Genomic DNA, 22,718 nt, shown 5'->3' with positions numbered 1-22,718 from the left:
GATGATATGTTATCAAACGCACGGCTCGAACAAGTCTTTTTATTATGTCTTCGTTATCTTTGTATGAAGGAATAACAGAATTACAATTAATGTACTGAATAATGCAATTAATGTTGTAATTAGTGCTAATTTAATTTCTATTGGTAACCAAGTCAGTACAAAAGACCAATTATTGCTACCGAGAATTAAATATGGTAATGCATAGAGCGCAAGCGCTAAAGCAATACATATACATAATGATAACCAACTCAATACAGCAATCCTTTTTGACCTACGCAAAAGAATTTGACCATGGCGCATTTGCCAACCACGATAAGTCGTAAATAAAAATGCTAACAATATAAATGTTGTCATGACAGCCGTCACAATATTGAATTGTCCTTTATAATGATTCAGCGTTGAAGCAACAGTAGTATAGTGTGTGTTGTTAACTATTTGTGTATTAAGATGTTCAACTAACTTAGGCACATAGTCAGAATTTAAATTTGCTAGCACGACAATACCATAGGATTTTTTTGGATTGAGTAAAATAAATGATGAAAAGTTATCTAACGTACCGGAATGGAAGACTAAATGTTCATCAGTATTTGTAAACCAACCAGATGCATAAGCATTAGCATTTGGTTCACCAATAGTTGATGATAAATTTTTGTGTGATTGCTGAACTAACTGCTTATATTTATTAGATGGATTAAGTTGAAATTTGATCCAATGTTCTAAATCTTCTGTTGAAGTCATCATATATGCAGAAGGTGTATCCCAATGATTAAACTCAGGCTTTGAGACGACAGGGCTTGAACCTTGTAATTCATATCCTATAGCATCATGCTTAGATTTATCATTTGTTTGTTTAAATGTCGTATGTGTCATATGAAGTGGTTTAAGCCAATGGTCTGTTATATATTGCGTATATGATTGCTTTGTGACATTTTGGATGATTAAACCTAATAGATCATAATTCATATTTGAGTATTCAAATTCCTCGCCTGGCTTATGGTGAAGCTCATCTCCCATAATAGCACTTGCCACATCTGTTAATTGATTCCGCTTGCTTGTCACAGAATCTTCGCTTGTTATATTACTAGGAATACCACTTGTTTGAGCTAAAAGTTGTTTGATAGTGATATCTTTATTTTGACCATCATATTTCATTTTAAAATGAGGGACATATTTTGAAACGGGATCATCTAGGTTTAATCTGTGTTGTTGAGCTAATTTCAAAATTGCTATACCTGTAAATGCTTTTGTATTAGAAGCAATTTCATACTTTGTTGATGGTGTTGCATTTATTTTTTTATCAATGTTTTGATAACCGTATCCCTTATTTAAAAAGACTTTACCATTTTTTATAATCAACACAGACGCACCTGGTATATGACCTTGCTGCAAATCATGACGAATAATAGTATCAATTTGTTTCTGTGAATCATTTGTCAGTTGCGTCTTTGTATTACTGTGTATTGCTAAGAAAATGATAACGGATATCGCGACTAGAATAATGAATGAGATAGATAGAAAATAGAGTTTTTTTATAGTCATAAATGTATCCTCATTTGATAATGATTTTCCTGATATGTAATGAATTATATTTTATTATAACAGTTCAGAGCAAATTGTTGACTTAGGATGTATATTTACAATATATTTTGATACAATACACCCTAATAAGTGTATAATTACATACGAAATATCAATAAACGTACTATACTTTTTGACAAGATAAGCGTATAGTGATATCCATCAAAAAGTATAAAAAGGATTAGGAGATTATGTTCAATCAATTTAAAAGACTTATAATAGGGCAACCTAAAAAAAACAGAGAATTAAAAGACGAAAAAATCTCAAAGTTTAAAGGGTTAGCGATTCTTTCGTCAGATGCATTATCTTCAGTTGCATATGGACCTGAACAAATACTGATTACATTGTCTGTAGTAGGTGCAGTAGCGACTTGGTATACATTACCAATTGCCGGTGCAGTTCTTATATTATTGGCTGCATTAATTATGTCATATCGACAGGTAATTTATGCTTATCCTAAAGGTGGCGGCGCTTATATGGTGTCGAAGACCAATTTAGGAGAAAAATGGGGCTTACTTGCAGGTGGATCATTATTAGTAGATTATATATTGACTGTAGCAGTTAGTATATCGTCTGGGGCAGATGCATTTGTAGCTGCATTTCCAAGTTTATATGACCATAAAGTTTTAATTGCATGTTTACTTGTACTGTTTATTTTAGTATTAAATTTACGTGGATTAACTGAATCTGCAACGGTACTTTCTTATCCGGTTTATTTATTTATCATTGGTTTAGTGGTACTTATATTAATCGGAACAATTCGCGTAGCAACAGGTAATATCCAACCGCATATGCATGCGTCTGTTGGAACAGCTGTACCTGGTGTTACATTATTTCTATTATTAAAAGCATTTTCTTCAGGGGCTTCATCGTTAACGGGTGTTGAAGCTATTTCAAATGCGGTAACGAATTTTAGAGAGCCAAGTGCTAAAAATGCTGTGAAAACGTTAATTGCTATGGGTTCAATTTTAGCGTTTTTATTAGTAGGTATTGTAGGATTAGCTTATGTATACGGAATTATGCCACAAACTGAAACAACAGTTTTATCACAATTAGCAATGCAAATATTTGGTGATAATGCGGCTTTCTATTTTGTACAAGCTACAACTGTAATGATTTTAGTGTTAGCTGCAAATACTGGATTCACTGCATTTCCAATGTTAGCTGCGTCAATGTCTAAAGATAAATATATGCCTAGAATGTTTACTGTTCGAGGAGATCGCTTAGGTTACTCTAACTCAATTATTATTTTAGGTGTATTAGCTATTATTTTAATTATTGTGTTTGATGGTATGACTGAAGATTTAATTCCATTGTACGCTGTAGGTGTATTTATTCCATTTACATTAGCGCAATTCGGAATGGTTATTAAGTGGATACATGAACGTCCGAAGAATTGGATGAGTAAGTTGTCAGTGAATTTACTCGGTGGTATTGTAACATTTATTGTTTTTATGATTTTGCTCATAACTAAATTCAGTCAAGTTTGGCCGATACTTATATTCTTGCCATTTGTTGTGATTTTCTTCTTGAAAATTAACAAACATTATCGTGACATTGCAGAGCAACTTCGTTCAGATATAGATGTTCATAATGTTGAAGTAGTAGATCGTAACTTAGCGATTGTGCCAATTACGAGTATTACTACAGCAGTAGACAAATCGATTTATTATGCACAAATGCTCGCTAATAATGATGTGATTGCTGTACATGTATCATTTGGCGATGAGGATGAAAAGGCATTCCAAGAAAAGTGGAAGCGACATTTCCCAGATGTAAGATTAGTTATTTTACATTCAGAATATCGTAGTATTATACGTCCGATTTCTCGCTTTATAGATAAGATTAACCGTAAAGCTAACGATCAAAACTATATGATCACAGTAGTGATTCCGGAATTTATTACGAAGAAGCGTTGGCACAATTTATTACACAATCAAACAAGTTTACGTATGAAATTGTATTTGATTTACCAAAAGAATGTTAACGTATGTACAATTCCATTTAAACTTAAAAAATAGATTCTATAATCAAATCGGATTGATGAAAGGTTATTTACTTTTCATCAATCTGATTTTTTGATGTTGAATATAAAAACCCCGTACATATGAGATGATAATGACTTTGTCTCATATGTACGGGGGTGTTGTTATGTCTTACTTAATGTTTGGACTGTAAAGACAAGACAATTTCGTTGTAATTGATATTTTCTCGAATTTGAGCTGCAACGATATTGTTGATTTTATTTTTGCGAATTAATTCATCTAAAAGATGACGTTGTAAGTACAATGCTTCCAATTTGTGGTTATGGAACATAGCTTGCGGTATGATTTGATTGCTGTTTTCTTGACGTTCTTTTCGACGTTGTGCACGCCACTTTAATGAGCGACTCATATCATAGTAATGATTAATGACTAAGCTAACCTCAAGTACATTTGTACTATTTTGTTCTTCTTTTAAGCGTAAAATAATATTGTGATTCACAATACGCATAATTTTTTGAACATCTTTGAATGAATTTTCAAATTCTTGCTTCTTAGATTCTTTGTTTAAGGCTTTGTAGTGCTTCATCGCTTTAAGTCTAAGCCATAACATCTTGAAGAAGTTTGCAAATTTTTCAACAAATGAAGCAGTACGGTGTGTCTCTGTTAATTCGACAATATTGCGGTAATTATTAATATCCTGATATGTTGCCTTACCTTTATCAATTAAACGCTCAAGTGTAGATGTTTCGATTACTTTTGCAATATCTTCTAAACGTTTGAGTTCTTTTGTATTTTGATTATCAGGTTCTGAATTTAATAAAAATAACAATTCTCCATAGTATTGGTTTAATACTGGGCGATAATTTGTATCGCTTTTGTCTTTTTTACTTTCGTTTTTAAAATGCTGGATCACTTTTTGAACAATGAAAATTTTGGCAGATTGATAAGTCATACCTTTAAAAGTAGTATCTTCGGCAGATGGTGTAATTAAAGGTAAAACAATTTGCGCTAAGATTAAACTAATTAATACCATGAAAGATGCAATAAACAATAAATCATTACGGTATTCGAATGCTTGTCCTTTTGTAATGATAAATGGTAATGTAAGTGCCATTGAAAGTGAAATTGTACCGTGAATACCACACATGGTCATAATAAATGCGTAACGCACACGAGAAGGTGGTGTTTCATGTGAATCATGTTCCTCGTCTAGATAAGATTGTATATTTTTCGGGAAATAAAAATCTTTGTACCAGAAATAAACCCAAACAAATCGACATGCATAAATTGCAATAGCGATTAATATAGTGATCACTATTAAAAATGAAAAGTTGTCAGGCTCTGTTTGGAAAATATCTATGACTACAGTAGGAATCATAAAACCTAATACAACAAATACAAAACCATTTAAGGCATAACTAAATGTGTTCCAAATTTGATGGTAATTCATTTGTAGTTCCGTTTGTGCTCTAATTAAACGGTCGCGTTCTAAACCATGGATTAGACCTGCGATTACAACTGCAATGATACCTGAAGCATGAACTTCTTCTGCTAAAAAGTATACGACAAAAGGAGTTAATAATTGAATAAAGGTTAAGGTATTGTTATCTTTTAAACCTTTATTAGCGGTTAAGTCTATACGTATTCTAACGACAACGAATCCAATAATTGCACCAATAAGTACACCTAGTATTGTTGAAATGATAAATTGTTCAACAGCTTGGAATAATGAAAAGGTACCAGTTACTAATGCAGTAACAGCAATTTTAAATGAAATGATACCTGCTGCATCATTGAGTAAAGATTCACCTTCTAAAATCGTCATAGAACCTTTAGGTAATAATTTTCCGCGTGTAATAGCAGATACTGCTACTGCATCAGTAGGACATAAAATTGCTGCTATTGCAAAAGCGGCTGGCATTGGTAAGGCAGGCCAAATCCAATGTATAAAATAGCCAACACCGACTACAGTTGCAAACACTAGTGCCATTGACATTAATAGTATAGGTTTACGATATTCTAATAATTTTGTTCGAGAGACGTGGGTACCTTCCACAAAAAGTAGTGGCGCGATAACGGCAAACATAAATACTTCAGAATTGAATTGGAAATCAACTTGTATTGGAATAATGAAAATAACGACACCTAATGCAATTTGAATAAAGGCAGTAGGAATTTGTGGGAATCGATTATTGATAACCGAACTAATAATCACAGCAAAGATAAAAATTAAAAATGCTTCTAATAGTGCCATACAATACTCCTCAAAATTTTAATAGTTAATATTTTATCACTTTTAAGGCATAATGACATAGATATATTGATAAAATGAAGTTATTTTCAAAAAAACTCTAGTATCGGTTGAACTGATACTAGAGCGAGATGTTTAAATTATTGATTGTCATATCTGAAATGACCGCTGTCATTTTGTCGTTGTTCATACGCGAGTTTTTCAGCATTCGTTTTGTATTTTTTATAAAAGAAAAATAAAAATATAAACCAGAATGGCGAAATATAAATAGCTGCTCTTGTTTCGTCACTAAAGAATAATAAAATGAATACAAAGAAGAAGAACGCTAGAATAATGTAAGCAATAGGCTTACCACCAATCAACTTAAATTTACTGTTTTTATGTGCCTCAGGATGCTTTTTCAAATACATTAGATAAGCGACAATAATCATTGTCCAAACAACTAAAAACAACACAGTTGATAACGTTGTAACGTATATGAATAGTTGAATTGCATTAGGGAAAATGTAGTTTAACAAGGCTGCTATAAGTAATGCAATTGATGAAACTAACATTGATAAATAAGGCACGCCATGACTATTCGTTTTATTTAAAACTTTAGGACCTAACCCTTGTTGTGACAGTCCGAATAAGATACGACTATTCGAATAGATACCACTATTTGTAGCAGAGGCCGCGGCAGTTAGCACGACAAAGTTAACGACACCTGCTGCAAATGGCACGCCGATTAATGTAAAGAGTTTAACGAAAGGGCTACTATTTGGATCGATATCATTCCAAGGTATGACTGACATAATTACTAATAGACCACCGATATAGAATAATAAAATACGGATAGGTACATTATTAATTGCTTTCGGTAAGGTTTTTTCAGGATCTTTCGTTTCACCAGCAGTTACACCTATAAGTTCAATACCAATGAATGAATATACAGCAATTTGGAATGACATTAAGAAACCAAATGTTCCACCAGGGAACATGCCACCGTGACTGATTAAGTTTGTGAATGATGCATGTCCATAATGTGTTTTAAATGAGAAAAAGATTAATACAAGACCAACGATAACCATCGCAATAATTGTGACAACTTTAATAATAGAGAACCAAAACTCCAGTTCACCAAATAATCTGGCACCTAATAAGTTGAAGCTAATCAAGATTAAAACAATAAATAGCACGGTAATCCAATTTGGGACTTGTGGATACCAAAATGCAAAGTATTGTCCCATCGCAGTTAGGTCTGACATACTTGATACAATCCAACATAACCAGTAAGTCCAGCCAATGACAAAGCCACCAAAAGGGCCTAAATATTCATTTGCAATATCAACAAATGAATTAAATCTTGTATTGCTCAACAACAATTCGCTTAATGCGCGCATAAAAGCGAATAGTACAACCCCAATAATCATGTATGTGAATAACAGTGATGGACCAGTTAAAGATATTGTTTGACCTGATCCTAGGAATAACCCAGTTCCAATTGCGCCCCCAATTGCTATCAATTGGATGTGTCTGTTATTCAACTCTCTATGCAATTTTCTTGCCATAATTTTCCTCCTCAGGATAAAGCAAATAAAAAAGTTGTGTGTAAGCGTTTTCTTAATTATAAATACTAAAGAAATCCATTTAATAAAGCAATTATTTTTTTAAATATAAGAAAAAACATTTGATAGGTAAGGGTATGATAACTAAAACTTATCGATTTTTCGAAAAGATATAAGTTTTTATGCAAAAATATAAAATAATCATCTAAATGAAGCAGTTAACTATATATATTAGATAAGCTATGGCATAATAAATAACATTTTAATTTGAGTAAAGAAGGTATGGGTATGAAGATAGGGACAATCGCCGATTTACATATTGATCGTCATAATAAAAAAACATCCGAAGATTACTTAGAGGCATTGGTTGAAATAGTTAAGTATAAGAAATTGGATATATTGTTGATTGCGGGAGATATCTCAAATCATTATCAATTGACGCACCAATTTATAACGCAATTGACAAAACAATTAGATATACCTGTGAAATTTGTTCCTGGAAACCATGATTTATGGGAAGTTGAAAGTATGACTACGCAAGACATTTGGAATAATTATAAGAGCATGTCACAGTGCTTGGTAGGAAAACCATTTATAGTAAATGAAGAATGGGCAATAATAGGACATACAGGTTGGTATGATTATAGCTTTGCAGCACAACGATTTTCATTAGAACATTTACAAAAAGGAAAACATTATGGTGCGACTTGGCAAGATAAAGAACGAATATCTTGGGGCATATCAGATCAAAATTTATCTAAAATAGCGGCTGAACAAGTGAAGAAAGATATATTAGAAGTAGGAAATAGACGAGTGATTTTAGTCACACATGTTGTGACGCACCCTGATTTCATTGTTCCTATGCCACATCGTATATTCGATTTTTATAATGCATTTATTGGGACAAGTGATTTCAATCCTTTGTATGCGATGTTCGATATACCATATAGTATTATGGGCCATGTTCATTTTCGTAAAAGTGTGATAGATGATGGCAGATGTTATCTCTGTCCGTGTCTAGGCTATCCAAGACAATGGCGTTCAGAAGATATTTACCAGGAAATAAATGAGACGATACAAATAATAGAAATTTAAAATGCGCAAACCTGACCCAGTTTGCGCATTTTATGTTTTACACACGCGAGTAATGTGTTTACTTACGTGTGTTTATTTTGTTGTTGATTTTCAATTGTATATGAATGTGGTTGCACATAAATGCACTTTCTTCCTGGTGAATTAAAGCTGTATTCCATTTTCTCTTTACGAATTTTAATAATTTGTTTGCGATTTGGAATGATGGCAGGTAAAACTAGGCCACGACGAATATGACTCCAAAGTGGATCGATATAATAGTAATAGTAATCATCGTACCCAATGAGTAACGTTACGTGAATATTTGAAACTTGTTTTGCTGGCTTGTTATCAAAGCGGAAAACACGTAGTAATGGTTTAGAGCCAAGATTAGTATGGTATATTAACACAGGTTGACCTTGATCGATAATACCTTTAAGATCTTCTAAGGATTTACCAGTGCCGTCTACGATATTAGGATTGTATTTTTGTAAAAATGGTACATATGCTTCTGGAAATATCGTTTGATGATAATTGCCAAGCTTAATGAATAAGTGATGTCCAACATAACCTTTATGTGGATTGTTCGGATGTGTCGGCCAATGTCTCATAATTTCTGTAGCAGGGATATGTTGGTTATTGTATTGCAACATCATGGCTGCGGAAACACCTTCACACCCCATGACCATAGGGATAGGAAATAGCTGACTGATAGGTTTAACTGGTAATATTTTTCGGTTCATAATATAGTCCTCGCATTGATTCAATAAATATTTAATATAATTATATAGCGTCAATGCAAAATGTCCTAAACATATGTTTTACATGAGTGAATAAAATTAATGGAGTGATAAAATGGAATATCAATTACAACAACTTGCGTCGTTAACGTTAGTAGGTATTAAAGAAACGTATGAAAATGGACGACAGGCTCAGCAACATATAGCAGGGTTTTGGCAAAGATGTTATCAAGAGGGAGTAATTGCGGATTTACAGTTAAAAAATAATGGTGATTTAGCCGGGATACTTGGCTTATGTATACCTGAATTAGACGGTAAGATGTCATATATGATTGCAGTTACCGGAGATAATAGTGCTGATATTGAAAAATATGATGTCATAACATTAGCAAGTTCAAAGTATATGGTATTTGAAGCACAGGGCGCAGTACCTAAAGCAGTTCAACAAAAAATGGAAGAGGTTCATCACTACATACATCAATATCAAGCAGATACGGTAAAATCAGCACCATTTTTTGAGTTGTATCAGGATGGTGATACTACAAGTGAAAAATATATTACAGAAATTTGGATGCCTGTTAAAGGGTGATTGAATAGAAATGTCCTTGATATGAAGGCGTAATTTTAGTTGAAGATTCGATCTCATAATTCATAAAGAAGAACCCTGACAAAGATAGATATCTTTGCTAGGGTTCTAATTATGTTGAAGTGTTATGCGACATGTTGCTTTTTAATCATTTTAAAGTAAATGATTTGTAGACTGACTAATAGAATGGCTGTAATGAAGATAATAATCATATATGGTGATGTATTAAATTCGCCTTTTAAGCCAACTAATGGTGCAACAGCGCCACCTAAGATAAATTGGAATAAGCCAAGTAAACTTGATGCGTTACCACTGCCACCTGTTCGTTCTTCCATAGCCATTGTGAAACCAAGCGGTCCAATTGACGTCACAGGACACACATTTAAGAAGAATGCGATGAGTAAGACCCAAAGTGGTAAATGGAATGTAAGTGTCAGGATAATTAAAGCAACACCTACCACTTGTATAATAGTTAAAATGATTAATAATATGTGGCGATGTAATTTTTCTACTAATAAAGCAACGACTTGACTGACAATGATTAAACCTACACCGTTAACAGCAAACATGATACTAAATTGTTGGGGTGTCATATTATACAATTTTTGAGTAATAAATGGCGATGCAGATGAATAACTAAATAGCATTACATAAGTTAAACCTTGTAATAGCATTGGAATAATAAACGCTGGTTTTTTCAATAGACTTCCAAAGTCTTTAATGACGCTACTAAAATTCACCTGCTTTAATTCATCTTTAGATGTTTTAGGTAATTGAGAAGCGACGCCAATTAAAATGATGAGTGCCACAATAGTTAAAATTGTGAAAATAGAACGCCATGTTGCTACGGATAAAGCTAATCCACCAGCTAATGGTGCAAGAATAGTGATGATGCCATTAACTACCATTAAAGATGCTAAAAATTTAGCGAGTGCGTTGCCACTAAATTTATCACCAGCAGAGGCTTTGGCAATCACGATGACGCCACCACCAGTTAAACCTTGAATAAATCGTAAAGTTAAGAATAATGGCAATTGATCAACAAACATAGACAAACCTGATACCAAAATGAAAATGATCAAAATGGATACAGCAATCCGTTTGCGACCAAAAGCATCGGATAAAGGTCCAAAGATAAATTGGCCTAGTGCAAGACCAATCATTGTGAATGATAATGTTAATTGAATTTCTGATGTAGTAGAACCAAAATCACCTTGCACTTTAGGTAACGATGGTACGTACATATCTATAGTTAGTGGGCCAAAAGCGGTCATGACGCCTAACGTAATTAGCAATAAAAATGAAAAATGCTTCGTTTTGGTTTTCGTTGATTGCATGATCAGACTCCTTTAAATGATATAATTATATAAATTATATACGTTTTGTGTGTATTTGTATGTAGTTAGAATACAAGTTTATATAAAAAATCCCTATACTCTTAATGCATCATCACTAATAACGTAGTGATACAGATAAAGTATAGGGAATTAATGTTTATCATCAAAGCAGGTGTAATAATTAATTAGCGCCACCATTGTCATCTTTAAATAAGCTTTCTAATTTAGATTTAATACTGTCGAATTTTGTATTAATATCATTTAACATGCTTTCAATTTTACCTTGGCTTGCATTGTTTTTAAGTGCATTATTTGCCTCTGTCAATTTGTTGATTTGGTCTTGATAAAATTGAGTTAGCTTAGAATCAGCTTTGTTTTGTTCTTGCTGCTTCAAGTTGTCGATTTGATTTTGTAAATTTTTAATAATGTCATCAGTTTTTTGGTTGTTTTTAATATTTTCTTTAGCATTATCGACTTGCTGGTTAATTTGGCCGTCTTGATTTTCAACTTGTTTTTTATAATTTTGAGAGACTTTAGGGTCATTACTAACTTTATCGCTATCATTGTTAAGTAAGGCGCGTGTGACAAAAATAGCGACAATAATTAAGAGAATGGCAATAATGATATATAACCATTTTTTTGAACGGCGGGATTTCTCGTTTTCTTCTTCAAGAATTTGTTCTCTTCGATAATCTCTACCATTATAGTATCGTTCCGGGTGTTCTTCAGGATCGCCTTTAGCATATTGTTGTCTATACGATGCGTCTTCAGATTGACGACGATGATTTTGGTTTTGATTGTCGTATTGATATGAATCACGGTATTTATCAGTTCTTTTCATGTGTTTCACCTCATTCAAGTTTTAACTGCAAATAATAAAGCTGATGATTTACTTTGACATTATTGTAATTTCAGAATACGAGCAATGTCAGTTGCAGTGTTTAATAAATTTTGTTCGCTATTTTGTAGGACATCTTCTAAAGTGCTAGGTGAAGAGATTATAGAATAGGCACTATCAATACCGAAATCGTAAACATGTTGATAATTTTCGCCTAGACTGCCACAAATCGCGATGACAGGAATATGATATTGTTTTGCAGCTAACGCAACGCCTACGGGTGTTTTACCAAAGATGGTCTGATAATCCATGCGTCCTTCTCCAGTAATAACGAGGTCTGCATCTTTAATTCTTTGATGAAAATTTGTAATGTCAAAGACGATATCAATACCTTTTGTTAATGTTGTGTCGAAGAAAGCTAATAAAGCAGCACCCATACCACCAGCTGCACCAGAACCTGGTACTTGATTAACGGATTTTCCTGTACATATTTTTATCTTATCATGATAATGCGACATTGCGAAATCCAACTTTTGTATCATCTTCATATCCGCGCCTTTTTGAGGACCATAAATATAGGTAGCGCCGTGTTCACCTAGTAATGGATTATTAACATCACATGCAACTTTAAATGTAACTTCTTTTAGCCTTGTATCAAGATTTGTTGTATCGATTTGTGCAATATGAGCAAGATTATCACCATGCATATGTAATAATTTCCCGTTTGCATCAGTAAACTGAACGCCCAGTGCACTTAGCATGCCTGTACCACCGTCATTGGTCGCACTGCCACCAATACCTAAAATAATCGTCTTAGCACCGTGATCTAAAGCATCTTTAATTAGTTCACCAGTACCATATGATGATGTATATAAAGGATTACGTTCTTCTTTTTTTAATAAATCCAAACCTGACGCTGCAGCCATTTCAATAATTGCAATTTGATGTTCGTCAGCGCGTGCATAACTCGCTTCAATAGGTCGCATTAAAGGATCATTAACGATGACTGTATATTTCGTTGCACCGGTTGCGTGCATTAAAGCATCAGTTGTTCCTTCACCACCATCTGCCATTGGAATGATGTCATAATTAATAGTGTTACCATAAATGTTAGTAAATGCCTTCTTAATTGTATTGCCAACTTGCTGTGCGGTCATACTTTCCTTAAATGAGTCAGGAGCGATGACAATTTTTTGTAATTGCATAATAGACATCCTCTCATTACTGTTGTCGCTCTTATTGTATATAAAATCACTTGCGAACTAAAGTAATGTCTATAGCGCTAATGAGTCGCACGATAAATCAGTTAAATTATAATGGCGTATAAGGATTAGGGGAAGGGACTAAATTTGCTGTGAAAGGGTATAAAGATTGAAATAAGCATATTTGAAGTGAAGAGGATTGGCACGCAATTTAGAGAACGTAGTTATGCATATATTTTGATGTTGAGGAGTTACACATATGAAACTAACACAAACGCATGCTGAAATTTTAAAATTTATCATTGTTGGCGGTATTAATACGTTGAATTATTATGTTGTCTATTTATTGCTGTTAAAATTATTTCACATTGAATATATGATTAGTCATATTACCGGATTTATAGTCGCTTTTGTGATTTCTTATTATTTGAATTGTTATTTTGTTTACAGAGTAAAACCTACTTGGAGAAAATTTATTAGTTTTCCAATTACGCAGCTTGTCAACGTAAGCTTACAAACAGTTTTATTATATGTTTTTGTATCCTGGCTAAATTTGCCAGCAGAAATTGCGCCATTTGCTGGTTTAATTATTACGATACCCATCACATTTGTATTATCTAAATGGATTTTAAAAGATAGTAATTAAAGTAGCGTAAATCATTAAAAAGCGCTTTACTCGAGCATTAATATTTCGTGAAATATAATAAATAAATGATATAATATAATGGTCGCCTAACATCTCGGGCGTTACTTTAACGCAGAGAGGAGGTGTATGACGGATCTTCAATTTATTAATTGACATCATGACTTCAGCTATAAGCGGCTGTCTTGTTGCGTTTTTTGCAAATTGGTTACGAACGCGCAGCAATAAAAAAGGTGACAAATAACCAACACCTAAATAAATCCCCTCACTACTGCCATAGTGAGGGGATTTGGTGTATTTAGATGTTCAATTTATTATGTAACTCATTATAACATTGATGAACAAGGTGTGCAATGTATTTTTGCAATATTACAATAAATGAATTTAATTATATTAGAATAAAGTGTTTCGAAAAATGATTTAATAGTTGAGTCATAGGATCATTAGATAAAGCGAATAAACAATTATAGGGACATTGGGATACAAATCAATGTACTAGACTCTACAAGGCTATACTGAGGGGCCCAACATAGAGTTTTACTCATGTATTCCTATTTTTAAGTACATATTAGCTGTGGCTAAGGATAAAGAATCACTACATAATAAATCGTTAGTGGTTCTTTATCATTTATGTCCAACTCCTTGTAACGTTTTAAAATAAATGTGTCATAAGCTTAAATGACATTGATAATCGTTATCAACTGGTATATGATGTACTTGTAATAAGTATTAAATTTTAACAAATAACAAATTTATATTTTATCATCATTCAATGAAATAAATAATATAAGTGGCTTAATTTAGTTTATAAATTGAAAGGAGTTACATATACGATGAACAATCAGACAAATTGGATAAAGATACTCAGCGGATTTGCTTCGGATAGTAAATGGAAAATTATGTTATCAATTTTGTTGTCTATCATCAGTGTCTTTTCTGGATTAGTTCCTTATTGGGCAGTATTTAAAATTATTTTAATGATGATTAACAATACATATACGATTAATTCGATTATGGTTTGTATCTTTATTGCTTTAATCGCTTATATTTCACAAGTGTGTTGTTTTGGAGCGTCAACGATGCTATCACATATTACGGCATATGAAATTTTATCTGAAATTCGTAAAAGATTAGCTCAAAAATTAATGCGTCTCCCTTTAGGTGTAGTGGAATCTAAGAAAATAGGTGAATTAAAAAATATATTTGTCGATAAGGTTGAAACAATAGAATTACCTTTAGCACATATGATTCCTGAAGTTATAGGAAACTTACTTTTGTCAGCTGCTATCTTTTTATACATAATGCTCATTGATTGGCGTATGGCTAGTGCCTTATTAGTAACGATACCAATTTCAATTTTCGCTTTTAAAAAAGTTATGTCTGGATTTAATGAGACATATGCTGAACAAATGAAATCGAATCATTATATGAATAGTGCGATTGTAGAGTTTATCGAAGGCATTGAAGTGATTAAAACATTTAATCAATCTCAAAGTTCATATAAAAAATATAAAGATGCAGTAGATAATTATAAAATTCACACTTTGAATTGGTTTAAAAATACATGGGGGTATATGAATTTAGGAGCTAGTGTATTACCTTCAACATTTTTAGGTATTTTACCGGTCGGCATGTATTTGATATCTATCAACCAATTAAACTATGCAGAATTTTTCCTATGTATCGTATTATCTTTAGGTGTAGTAGCACCGATTAAGAATTTTACTAATTATGTAAATCATTTAAAGTCCATACAATACGCATTGACTGAAGTGAATCAAATATTAAGTATAGAAGAGTTAGTATTGTCAACAAAATTTAAGAAGCCTCAACATTATGAAATTGCTTTTAATAAAGTTGGATTTTCATATAACAAGAATAAGGACGATCTGGTCTTTAAGCATTTATCATTTACAGTACCAGAAAATAATTTCACAGCAATCGTCGGGGCATCTGGTAGCGGTAAGTCAACCATTGCCAAGCTTATATCACGATACTGGGATGTGACTTCAGGTGAAATTACGATTGGCGGTATAAATATAAAAGATATTGAATCGAAACAACTTAACGATTTAGTTGGTTTTGTTGGACAAGATAATTTTTTATTAAATCTTACTTTTAAAGAAAATATTAAACTTGGCAATCCAGAAGCTAGTGATGAGGCGGTTGAAAAAGCTGCCAAGTTAGCACAATGTCATGAATTTATTGAAAAGTTGCCGGATGGATATGATACGAATGTTGGTACAGTGGGAGATAAATTGTCTGGTGGTGAAAAACAACGTGTCACTATTGCAAGAATGATATTAAAAGATGCGCCAATCATTGTATTAGATGAAGCGACTGCTTACGTTGATCCAGACAACGAACAAAAAATTCAAGAAGCATTAAATGTGTTGACGCAGGATAAAACATTGATTGTTATTGCACATCGGTTATCTACGATTCAACATGCAGATCAAATTATTGTTTTAGGTAAACAGCAAATTTTAGAAAAAGGGTCACATCACTTATTGCTAAAATTAAACGGTAATTATAAGAAAATGTGGGATACGCACATGCATACAAAAGATTGGGGAATCAATACTGGACATAATTAAACTAATGAGAAAAGGAGGTCAAATATGTTTCAAATTACATTTAAAATTTTAAACTGGATAAGACCATATAAAGCAAGAATGATTTTAGGATTTAGCATGTCATTTTTAAATGCTATTTTTATTGCGTTACCAATCTTTTTAGCTGCAAAAATATTTAATAATGTGCTATCTCATAAACCTATTTATATGAAAGATATATTGAATGTTGTAATTATCATGGTTTTATTAGTGATTGGACGATTTATTACAGCATATTTCAAAAGCAGAAGCCATGAGAGTATTGCTTATGAAATGAGTGCGAAAGAACGCTTAGATATAGGGGATAAATTGAAAAATGTAAGGCTAGGTTACTTTAATTCGCATCATTCAAATGAGTTAACAACAATAGTAACAACTGATTTAACCTTTTTAGAAAACTTTGCTATGAAAATGGTGGACGTTGTTGTTAATGGATACATATTAATTACAGTACTCATATTGTCTCTACTTGTAGTTTCGTGGCAAGTATCATTATTAGCATGCATTGGCGTATTACTATCATTTTTTGCGATTCAATTATTAGAAAGAAAAAGCCGACAAAATGCGCCAGCGTATCATAATGTACAAAACCAATTAGTGGAAAAGGTACTGGAAGTTATTCGTGGTATTCAAGTAATAAAATCATTCGCGAAAGAAAATACGAGTCTTAAAAGTTTTAACCAAGCAGTCAATGAAAGTAAACGTATAAATACAAAAATAGAAATGCAATATATCCCATTCAATTTATTGCATTTACTTAGTTTAAAAGTTGTTTCGATATTGATTGTATTAGTTGCATGCTTATTATATATGAATCATAGTATTGATTTACCTACCCTTATTATGATTTCAATTTTTTCATTTGTGATATTTGATAGTGTTGAAAACATTAATAGTGCAGCACACGTACTTGAAATGATAGATATGACGATAGATGATATTGAAAAGATAAAAAATGCTCCAGAACTAGATGAGAATGGAAAAAATTTGACGATTAAAAATGAAAATATCGCTTTTCAAAACGTGAATTTTTCATATGATGATAAACAAGTGATAAAGAATGTGAATTTTGAGATACCTACACAAACATCAACAGCGATAATTGGACCTTCAGGAAGTGGGAAATCTACATTGTGTCACTTACTCTTACGCTTTTATGATATCGATGATGGAAATATTCGCATCGATGGTGTTGATATTAAAGATATGACATTAAGTACGTTAATGTCGAAAATTAGTGCAGTATTTCAAAAGGTGTATTTATTTAATGATACGATTGAAAATAACATATTATTTGGCAATCCAGATGCAACGAAAGAAGGAATTATTCGTGCAGCGAAGCAAGCATGTTGCCACGACTTCATCATGTCATTACCTGAGGGATATCAAACAATGCTAAATGAAAAAGGCAGTAATTTATCTGGAGGAGAAAAGCAGAGGATATCTATTGCTAGGGCGATATTAAAAGATGCACCAATAATTATTTTAGATGAAGCAACTGCAAGTATTGACCCTGAAAATGAACAGCTGATTCAAACGGCAATTAATGAATTAAGTAAAGGCAAAACAGTAATTACAATTGCACATAAACTTGAAACTATTAAAAATGCAGATCAGATTATAGTGCTCAATGAAGGTGAAATAATTCAAAAAGGTAGTCATGACGAATTAATTCGAAAACCAGGAATGTATCAAGACTTTATAAGAATAAAAAGTAAGTCAGCAGGATGGAAATTATAAATAATAGTTTAATATGGAATCAGAATATAGAAATAACAAAGGTGACAAATAACCAACACCTAAATAAATCCCCTCACTACTGCCATAGTGAGGGGATTTGGTGTATTTAGATGTTCAATTTATTATGTAAGTAATTATAGCATTGATGAACAAGGTGCTCAATGTAATATTGCAATTAAAGGAATTTTTAACAACATAGTAAAGCTAGGATGCCTTTCTATAATGAAATAATGCAATTATTAATTTTAACTGACATATTTTATCGAATCGCTGTTTATATCTGCCCTAATTCCGTAAGAAATCTTAGACATTTCAATAGCAAGGTCAAAATTTTGCCAAAATTTATAGTTATACGGAGAAGTTTAAATTCATGTTTTCTTGAAAAACATGCGCCTTAAATGTAAACTTATTAATTATAAAAGTTTACATTTGGATTGAGGTGCTTATTTTTTATGAGGATTTTTATTACAAGTACGAATACTGATGTAGGCAAAACCTATGTTACAAAGCATTTATACCATGCTATGAAAACACGTGGTCATCGTGTTTGTATTTTCAAACCTTTTCAAACTGAAGAGTTGCCGGATGGGACGTTTCCAGATTTAGAAGTGTTTAAAAATGAATGTGATTTGAGCTATGACATAACGTCACTCTATACTTTTAAGCAACCTGTATCACCACACCTTGCATTTAAAATGGCAGATCAAATTTTTCTAAATAAGCAGCGTGTATTAGATAAGGTGAAAGTTTTAGATAAGGAATTTGATATTGTCTTAATCGAAGGTGCAGGAGGTATAGGCGTTCCACTATACGAAGGCAAAGAAAACATCTATATGACCAAAGATTTAATTAATGATTGTGCAGATTGTGTCATCAGTGTGTTGCCATCAAAATTAGGTGCTATTAGCGATGCCATTGTTCACCAAGATTATGTTAATCATTATGTATCGGCGAGTAACTTTTTAATTATGAATCGCTATACAGACAGCTATATTGAAAAAGACAATCAAATTACGATTGGAAAATTAACAAAGAAAACAGTCTATACATTTGAAGAACATGCCACGTATGAAAATTTCTCAGAAGCATTTTTACAACAATTAATAGGAGTTAAAAATGAATTACACACAACAACTTAAACAAAAAGACTCAGAATATGTTTGGCATCCATTTACACAAATGGGTGTATATAGCAAAGAAGAAGCAATCATCATTGAAAAAGGAAAGGGTAGTTATCTTTACGATACGAATGGCAATAAATATTTAGATGGTTATGCATCGTTGTGGGTCAATGTGCATGGTCATAATAACAAATACTTGAATAAGGTAATTAAAAAGCAACTCAATAAAATTGCCCATTCTACGCTGCTAGGATCATCAAATATTCCGTCAATAGAACTTGCGGAAAAATTAATCGAAATCACACCAAGCAAACTAAGAAAAGTTTTTTATTCCGATACAGGTAGTGCGTCTGTTGAAATCGCAATAAAGATGGCATATCAGTATTGGAAAAATATTGATAGAGAAAAATATGCCAAGAAAAACAAGTTTATAACGCTAAATCACGGTTATCATGGCGATACGATTGGTGCGGTAAGTGTTGGTGGTATCAAGACTTTTCATAAAATATTTAAAGACTTAATATTTGAAAATATTCAAGTAGAAAGCCCGTCATTATATCGAAGTAATTATGAAATAGAAGATGAAATGATGGCAGCTATTTTACAGAATATCGAGCAAATATTAATTGAAAGAAATGATGAAATAGCAGGGTTTATTTTAGAACCATTAATTCAAGGTGCGACAGGCTTATTTGTCCATCCAAAAGGTTTTTTGAAAGAAGTTGAAAAATTGTGCAACAAATATAATATCTTATTAATTTGTGACGAGGTAGCTGTTGGCTTTGGCAGAACCGGGGAGATGTTTGCTTGTAATCATGAAGATGTACAGCCGGATATTATGTGCTTAGGCAAAGCGATTACAGGTGGATACTTACCACTTGCGGCAACACTAACATCTCAAAAAATATATGATGCATTTTTAAGTGATTCGCACGGTGTGAATACCTTTTTCCATGGTCATACATATACGGGAAATCAAATTGTATGTACGGTAGCTTTAGAAAATATAAATCTGTATGAAAAAGGTAAGTTATTGTCACATATTGAAACGACATCATCAACACTTGAGAAGCAGTTACATGCGCTGAAGCGTCATCCAAATATCGGTGATGTCAGAGGACGGGGCTTAATGTTTGGTGTTGAGCTCGTTGCAGATAAAGATAGTAAGGCGCCATTAGAAATTGAAAAAGTTGAACGTATTGTACGTAATTGTAAAGAAAACGGGCTAATGATTAGAAATTTAGAAAATGTCATTACGTTTGTGCCAGTGTTAAGTATGTCAAATAAAGAAGTGAAAACGATGGTACGTATATTTAAAAAGGCAGTACATAACATATTAGATAGGAAGTGTTAATATGAATTTGGCTAAACGCATATTACAAGGGGAACGATTAACAAAAGACGCAGTATTAAAACTTTATGAAGATAAGAACATTGACACATTAGATTTATTAAATGAAGCGTATATTTTAAGAAAACATTATTTTGGTAAAAAAGTGAAATTGAATATGATATTAAATGCCAAAAGTGGGATATGTCCTGAAAACTGTGGTTACTGCGGTCAATCTAGAGATATTAAACAAAAGCAAAGATATGCCTTAATTCCAGAAGAACAAATTATCGATGGAGCAAAGGTGGCGCATGATAATCATATTGGAACATATTGTATTGTTATGAGTGGTAGAGGCCCAAGTGATAAAGAGGTTGATCACATTAGTAATACAGTAAGAACGATTAAGTCACAACACCCACAATTGAAAATATGTGCATGTTTAGGATTAACAAACGACGAACAAGCAAAGAAACTTAAATCAGCAGGTGTCGATAGATATAATCACAATATTAATACAAGTGAAAATTATCATGATAATGTTGTAACAACACATAGTTACAAAGATAGAACAGATACGATAGAGCTGATGAAAGCAAATAATATCTCACCATGTTCTGGTGTGATATGTGGTATGGGAGAATCTAATCAAGATATTGTGGATATGGCGTTTGCTTTAAAAGAAATGGATGCCGACAGTATTCCGATTAACTTTTTACATCCAATCAAAGGCACAAAGTTTGGAAGCATGGATGATTTAACACCAATGAAATGTTTAAGAATAGTAGCGTTATTCCGATTAATTAATCCTACGAAAGAGATTCGTATTGCTGGAGGTAGAGAGGTGAATTTACGTTCGTTACAACCTTTAGCATTAAAAGCAGCGAATTCAATATTTGTCGGCGATTATCTAATTACTGGTGGGCAACCGAATCAATTAGACTACGATATGATAAATGATTTAGGCTTTGAAATTGATTATGGCACTTGTGAAAATAAGGAAAACAAGAATGATGTTTCAAGAGCAAATTGATTTATTACAACAGAAAGGGTTATATCGGTCGCTTAAATCGGTAGGGTATATAGATAGACAGTATATTGAAGTAGAAAATAAGAGATGTACGAACTATACATCTAATGATTATTTAGGATTAGGTCAAATAGCGTTTGATAAGGATGATTTCGAAAGATTTATGCGGAAGTATAGTTATCACTTATCAAGTTCAAGATTAATTAGTGGAAGTTCGACAGCTTATGAAGAAATTGAAACAATGTTAGCAGGTTGGCTCGGATATAGTGCATGTACTATCTTAAATAGTGGTTATGATGCTAATTTGGCGTTATTTAATATTTTCAAAAATACAAATTGTGTCGTGTTTTCAGATCAAGAAAATCATGCGAGTATTATTGACGGTATTAAGTTAAGTGGTTTAGAAAAAGTGATATATAAGCATTTAGATATTGCTGATTTAGAAAAAAGGTTAGAGAAATACCCTAATCAAAATATACCAAAAATAATCATATCTGATAGTGTATTTTCAACGAATGGCGACGTTGTGGATATTGGTCAATTAGTCTCATTAAAGCATAAATATAACGCAACACTGATACTCGATGTTTCACATAGTTTTGGAATAGAGAATTACTCGAATTATCAAGGTGTAGATATACTCACTTCTAGTTTATCTAAAGCATGTGGTGCATACGGGGGTGTGATTTTAAGTTCAAATGATGTGAAGGATATGTTAATTAATCACGGTAGACCACTCATCTACTCAAGTAGTTTGCCAATTTATAATTTGTATTTTATAAAAAGAAACATTGAAAAGTTAATAAATGCTGATGATAGACGCACTAAATTAAATAGTTTGAGTAAATATTTTAACCAAAAGTTAAAAGCACTCAATGTTAATTATAATAGTTCAAACTCGCCGATTAAGTTTATTGAGTTTGATGACATAGAAGCGGCTGAGAACATTCATCAAACATTATTAAAGCATCATGTGTTTACAAGTTATTTAAGGTATCCAACTGTGACTAAGCCAATGTTAAGAATATCATTGTCGTATTTTCATACTGAACAAGATATAGATAGGTTGTTTGAAATTTTGCATCAAGAAGATTGAGGTGATCG

At 32.5% G+C, this 22,718-nt stretch carries 19 protein-coding genes; 12 read left to right on the top strand and 7 right to left on the bottom strand.

The genetic code is table 11. From position 1 onward, the window contains the following. Nucleotides 1-42: 42 nt before the first annotated feature. Entirely contained in the window at nucleotides 43-1,539 is a 1,497-nt protein-coding gene (locus tag HMPREF3247_RS04525; protein WP_000152893.1) for a serine hydrolase domain-containing protein, read from the bottom strand. Nucleotides 1,540-1,769: 230 nt separating this feature from the next. On the opposite strand from HMPREF3247_RS04525, the gene HMPREF3247_RS04520 reads away from it, so the two are divergent. Beyond that, nucleotides 1,770-3,599, top strand: a complete 1,830-nt coding sequence (locus tag HMPREF3247_RS04520) for an APC family permease (protein WP_000483058.1) — start codon at nucleotides 1,770-1,772, stop codon at nucleotides 3,597-3,599. Between the two features lie 139 nt (nucleotides 3,600-3,738). On the opposite strand, the gene HMPREF3247_RS04510 is transcribed toward HMPREF3247_RS04520, so the two are convergent. After that, nucleotides 3,739-5,817: a cation:proton antiporter gene (locus HMPREF3247_RS04510; RefSeq protein ID WP_001185696.1), complete on the bottom strand. Its 2,079-nt coding sequence runs from the start codon at nucleotides 5,815-5,817 to the stop codon at nucleotides 3,739-3,741. A gap of 137 nt (nucleotides 5,818-5,954) precedes the next feature. Continuing rightward, nucleotides 5,955-7,364 (bottom strand): amino acid permease, encoded by a 1,410-nt coding sequence (locus HMPREF3247_RS04505; RefSeq protein ID WP_070866193.1) that lies wholly within the window; start codon nucleotides 7,362-7,364, stop codon nucleotides 5,955-5,957. Between the two features lie 285 nt (nucleotides 7,365-7,649). Between HMPREF3247_RS04505 and HMPREF3247_RS04500 the strand changes: the two genes are divergently transcribed. After that, complete coding sequence (locus HMPREF3247_RS04500; RefSeq protein ID WP_000690199.1) at nucleotides 7,650-8,456, top strand: metallophosphoesterase; 807 nt, start codon at nucleotides 7,650-7,652, stop codon at nucleotides 8,454-8,456. Between the two features lie 62 nt (nucleotides 8,457-8,518). Here the strand turns inward: HMPREF3247_RS04500 and HMPREF3247_RS04495 are convergent, their stop codons facing one another. Then, complete coding sequence (locus tag HMPREF3247_RS04495; RefSeq protein WP_001080281.1) at nucleotides 8,519-9,175, bottom strand: C39 family peptidase; 657 nt, start codon at nucleotides 9,173-9,175, stop codon at nucleotides 8,519-8,521. 112 nt (nucleotides 9,176-9,287) lie between these two features. Here HMPREF3247_RS04495 and HMPREF3247_RS04490 point away from each other — a divergent pair, with 112 nt between their 5' ends. Next, nucleotides 9,288-9,761, top strand: a complete 474-nt coding sequence (locus HMPREF3247_RS04490; protein WP_000456489.1) for a GyrI-like domain-containing protein — start codon at nucleotides 9,288-9,290, stop codon at nucleotides 9,759-9,761. Nucleotides 9,762-9,883: 122 nt separating this feature from the next. Here the strand turns inward: HMPREF3247_RS04490 and HMPREF3247_RS04485 are convergent, their stop codons facing one another. The 3 genes from HMPREF3247_RS04485 to HMPREF3247_RS04475 form a co-directional block, all read right to left on the bottom strand. Further along, the gene (locus HMPREF3247_RS04485; RefSeq protein ID WP_001192075.1) at nucleotides 9,884-11,095 is read right to left on the bottom strand and encodes a putative multidrug effflux MFS transporter TcaB; all 1,212 of its coding nucleotides are present in this window, start codon (nucleotides 11,093-11,095) and stop codon (nucleotides 9,884-9,886) included. 181 nt (nucleotides 11,096-11,276) lie between these two features. Further along, nucleotides 11,277-11,936 carry a membrane protein gene (locus tag HMPREF3247_RS04480; RefSeq protein ID WP_000831298.1) on the bottom strand — a complete coding sequence of 220 codons (660 nt, stop codon included), beginning with the start codon at nucleotides 11,934-11,936 and terminating at the stop codon, nucleotides 11,277-11,279. Nucleotides 11,937-11,995: 59 nt separating this feature from the next. Continuing rightward, nucleotides 11,996-13,138 carry a glycerate kinase gene (locus HMPREF3247_RS04475; RefSeq protein WP_001176873.1) on the bottom strand — a complete coding sequence of 381 codons (1,143 nt, stop codon included), beginning with the start codon at nucleotides 13,136-13,138 and terminating at the stop codon, nucleotides 11,996-11,998. Nucleotides 13,139-13,394: 256 nt separating this feature from the next. Between HMPREF3247_RS04475 and gtxA the strand changes: the two genes are divergently transcribed. From gtxA to HMPREF3247_RS04425, 9 genes are all read left to right on the top strand, one after another. Beyond that, nucleotides 13,395-13,781 carry a flippase GtxA gene (gene gtxA, locus HMPREF3247_RS04470; protein ID WP_000779348.1) on the top strand — a complete coding sequence of 129 codons (387 nt, stop codon included), beginning with the start codon at nucleotides 13,395-13,397 and terminating at the stop codon, nucleotides 13,779-13,781. 133 nt (nucleotides 13,782-13,914) lie between these two features. Next, nucleotides 13,915-14,022, top strand: coding sequence for a type I toxin-antitoxin system Fst family toxin (locus tag HMPREF3247_RS14270; RefSeq protein ID WP_072467491.1), 108 nt, complete (start codon nucleotides 13,915-13,917; stop codon nucleotides 14,020-14,022). Nucleotides 14,023-14,611: 589 nt separating this feature from the next. Continuing rightward, nucleotides 14,612-16,375: an ABC transporter ATP-binding protein gene (locus HMPREF3247_RS04455; RefSeq protein ID WP_001064834.1), complete on the top strand. Its 1,764-nt coding sequence runs from the start codon at nucleotides 14,612-14,614 to the stop codon at nucleotides 16,373-16,375. A gap of 24 nt (nucleotides 16,376-16,399) precedes the next feature. Beyond that, nucleotides 16,400-18,133 (top strand): ABC transporter ATP-binding protein, encoded by a 1,734-nt coding sequence (locus HMPREF3247_RS04450; protein ID WP_000486502.1) that lies wholly within the window; start codon nucleotides 16,400-16,402, stop codon nucleotides 18,131-18,133. A 230-nt stretch (nucleotides 18,134-18,363) separates the two neighbouring features. Continuing rightward, complete coding sequence (locus tag HMPREF3247_RS04445) at nucleotides 18,364-18,531, top strand: hypothetical protein (protein WP_031866196.1); 168 nt, start codon at nucleotides 18,364-18,366, stop codon at nucleotides 18,529-18,531. A 54-nt stretch (nucleotides 18,532-18,585) separates the two neighbouring features. Beyond that, entirely contained in the window at nucleotides 18,586-19,272 is a 687-nt protein-coding gene (gene bioD, locus HMPREF3247_RS04440) for a dethiobiotin synthase (RefSeq protein ID WP_001217927.1), read from the top strand. After that, nucleotides 19,250-20,608 (top strand): adenosylmethionine--8-amino-7-oxononanoate transaminase, encoded by a 1,359-nt coding sequence (bioA, locus tag HMPREF3247_RS04435; protein ID WP_001566800.1) that lies wholly within the window; start codon nucleotides 19,250-19,252, stop codon nucleotides 20,606-20,608. The genes bioD and bioA overlap by 23 nt, the downstream gene beginning before the upstream one ends. Nucleotide 20,609: 1 nt before the next feature. Next, a complete protein-coding gene (gene bioB, locus HMPREF3247_RS04430) occupies nucleotides 20,610-21,617 on the top strand; it encodes a biotin synthase BioB (RefSeq protein WP_001046652.1) in 1,008 nt (335 codons plus the stop codon). Next, on the top strand, nucleotides 21,595-22,710 hold the full coding sequence (locus HMPREF3247_RS04425; RefSeq protein WP_000971550.1) for an aminotransferase class I/II-fold pyridoxal phosphate-dependent enzyme: 1,116 nt from the start codon (nucleotides 21,595-21,597) through the stop codon (nucleotides 22,708-22,710). Before bioB ends, HMPREF3247_RS04425 begins: the two co-directional genes overlap by 23 nt. The last annotated feature ends 8 nt before the right edge of the window (nucleotides 22,711-22,718 follow it).

Origin of the sequence: Staphylococcus sp. HMSC36A10 (genome assembly GCF_001838845.1) — a bacterium.
Lineage (GTDB): Bacteria > Bacillota > Bacilli > Staphylococcales > Staphylococcaceae > Staphylococcus > Staphylococcus aureus.
This window is presented reverse-complemented; position numbering and strand designations above follow the sequence as displayed.

What these genes read in the sequence shown, in the direction of transcription:
- HMPREF3247_RS04525 (WP_000152893.1), bottom strand. Translation starts at nt 1,539, where the DNA reads ATGACTATAAAAAAACTCTATTTTCTATCTATCTCATTCATTATTCTA.
- HMPREF3247_RS04520 (WP_000483058.1), top strand. Translation starts at nt 1,770, where the DNA reads ATGTTCAATCAATTTAAAAGACTTATAATAGGGCAACCTAAAAAAAAC.
- HMPREF3247_RS04510 (WP_001185696.1), bottom strand. Translation starts at nt 5,817, where the DNA reads ATGGCACTATTAGAAGCATTTTTAATTTTTATCTTTGCTGTGATTATT.
- HMPREF3247_RS04505 (WP_070866193.1), bottom strand. Translation starts at nt 7,364, where the DNA reads ATGGCAAGAAAATTGCATAGAGAGTTGAATAACAGACACATCCAATTG.
- HMPREF3247_RS04500 (WP_000690199.1), top strand. Translation starts at nt 7,650, where the DNA reads ATGAAGATAGGGACAATCGCCGATTTACATATTGATCGTCATAATAAA.
- HMPREF3247_RS04495 (WP_001080281.1), bottom strand. Translation starts at nt 9,175, where the DNA reads ATGAACCGAAAAATATTACCAGTTAAACCTATCAGTCAGCTATTTCCT.
- HMPREF3247_RS04490 (WP_000456489.1), top strand. Translation starts at nt 9,288, where the DNA reads ATGGAATATCAATTACAACAACTTGCGTCGTTAACGTTAGTAGGTATT.
- HMPREF3247_RS04485 (WP_001192075.1), bottom strand. Translation starts at nt 11,095, where the DNA reads ATGCAATCAACGAAAACCAAAACGAAGCATTTTTCATTTTTATTGCTA.
- HMPREF3247_RS04480 (WP_000831298.1), bottom strand. Translation starts at nt 11,936, where the DNA reads ATGAAAAGAACTGATAAATACCGTGATTCATATCAATACGACAATCAA.
- HMPREF3247_RS04475 (WP_001176873.1), bottom strand. Translation starts at nt 13,138, where the DNA reads ATGCAATTACAAAAAATTGTCATCGCTCCTGACTCATTTAAGGAAAGT.
- gtxA (WP_000779348.1), top strand. Translation starts at nt 13,395, where the DNA reads ATGAAACTAACACAAACGCATGCTGAAATTTTAAAATTTATCATTGTT.
- HMPREF3247_RS04455 (WP_001064834.1), top strand. Translation starts at nt 14,612, where the DNA reads ATGAACAATCAGACAAATTGGATAAAGATACTCAGCGGATTTGCTTCG.
- HMPREF3247_RS04450 (WP_000486502.1), top strand. Translation starts at nt 16,400, where the DNA reads ATGTTTCAAATTACATTTAAAATTTTAAACTGGATAAGACCATATAAA.
- HMPREF3247_RS04445 (WP_031866196.1), top strand. Translation starts at nt 18,364, where the DNA reads ATGCAATTATTAATTTTAACTGACATATTTTATCGAATCGCTGTTTAT.
- bioD (WP_001217927.1), top strand. Translation starts at nt 18,586, where the DNA reads ATGAGGATTTTTATTACAAGTACGAATACTGATGTAGGCAAAACCTAT.
- bioA (WP_001566800.1), top strand. Translation starts at nt 19,250, where the DNA reads ATGAATTACACACAACAACTTAAACAAAAAGACTCAGAATATGTTTGG.
- bioB (WP_001046652.1), top strand. Translation starts at nt 20,610, where the DNA reads ATGAATTTGGCTAAACGCATATTACAAGGGGAACGATTAACAAAAGAC.
- HMPREF3247_RS04425 (WP_000971550.1), top strand. Translation starts at nt 21,595, where the DNA reads ATGATGTTTCAAGAGCAAATTGATTTATTACAACAGAAAGGGTTATAT.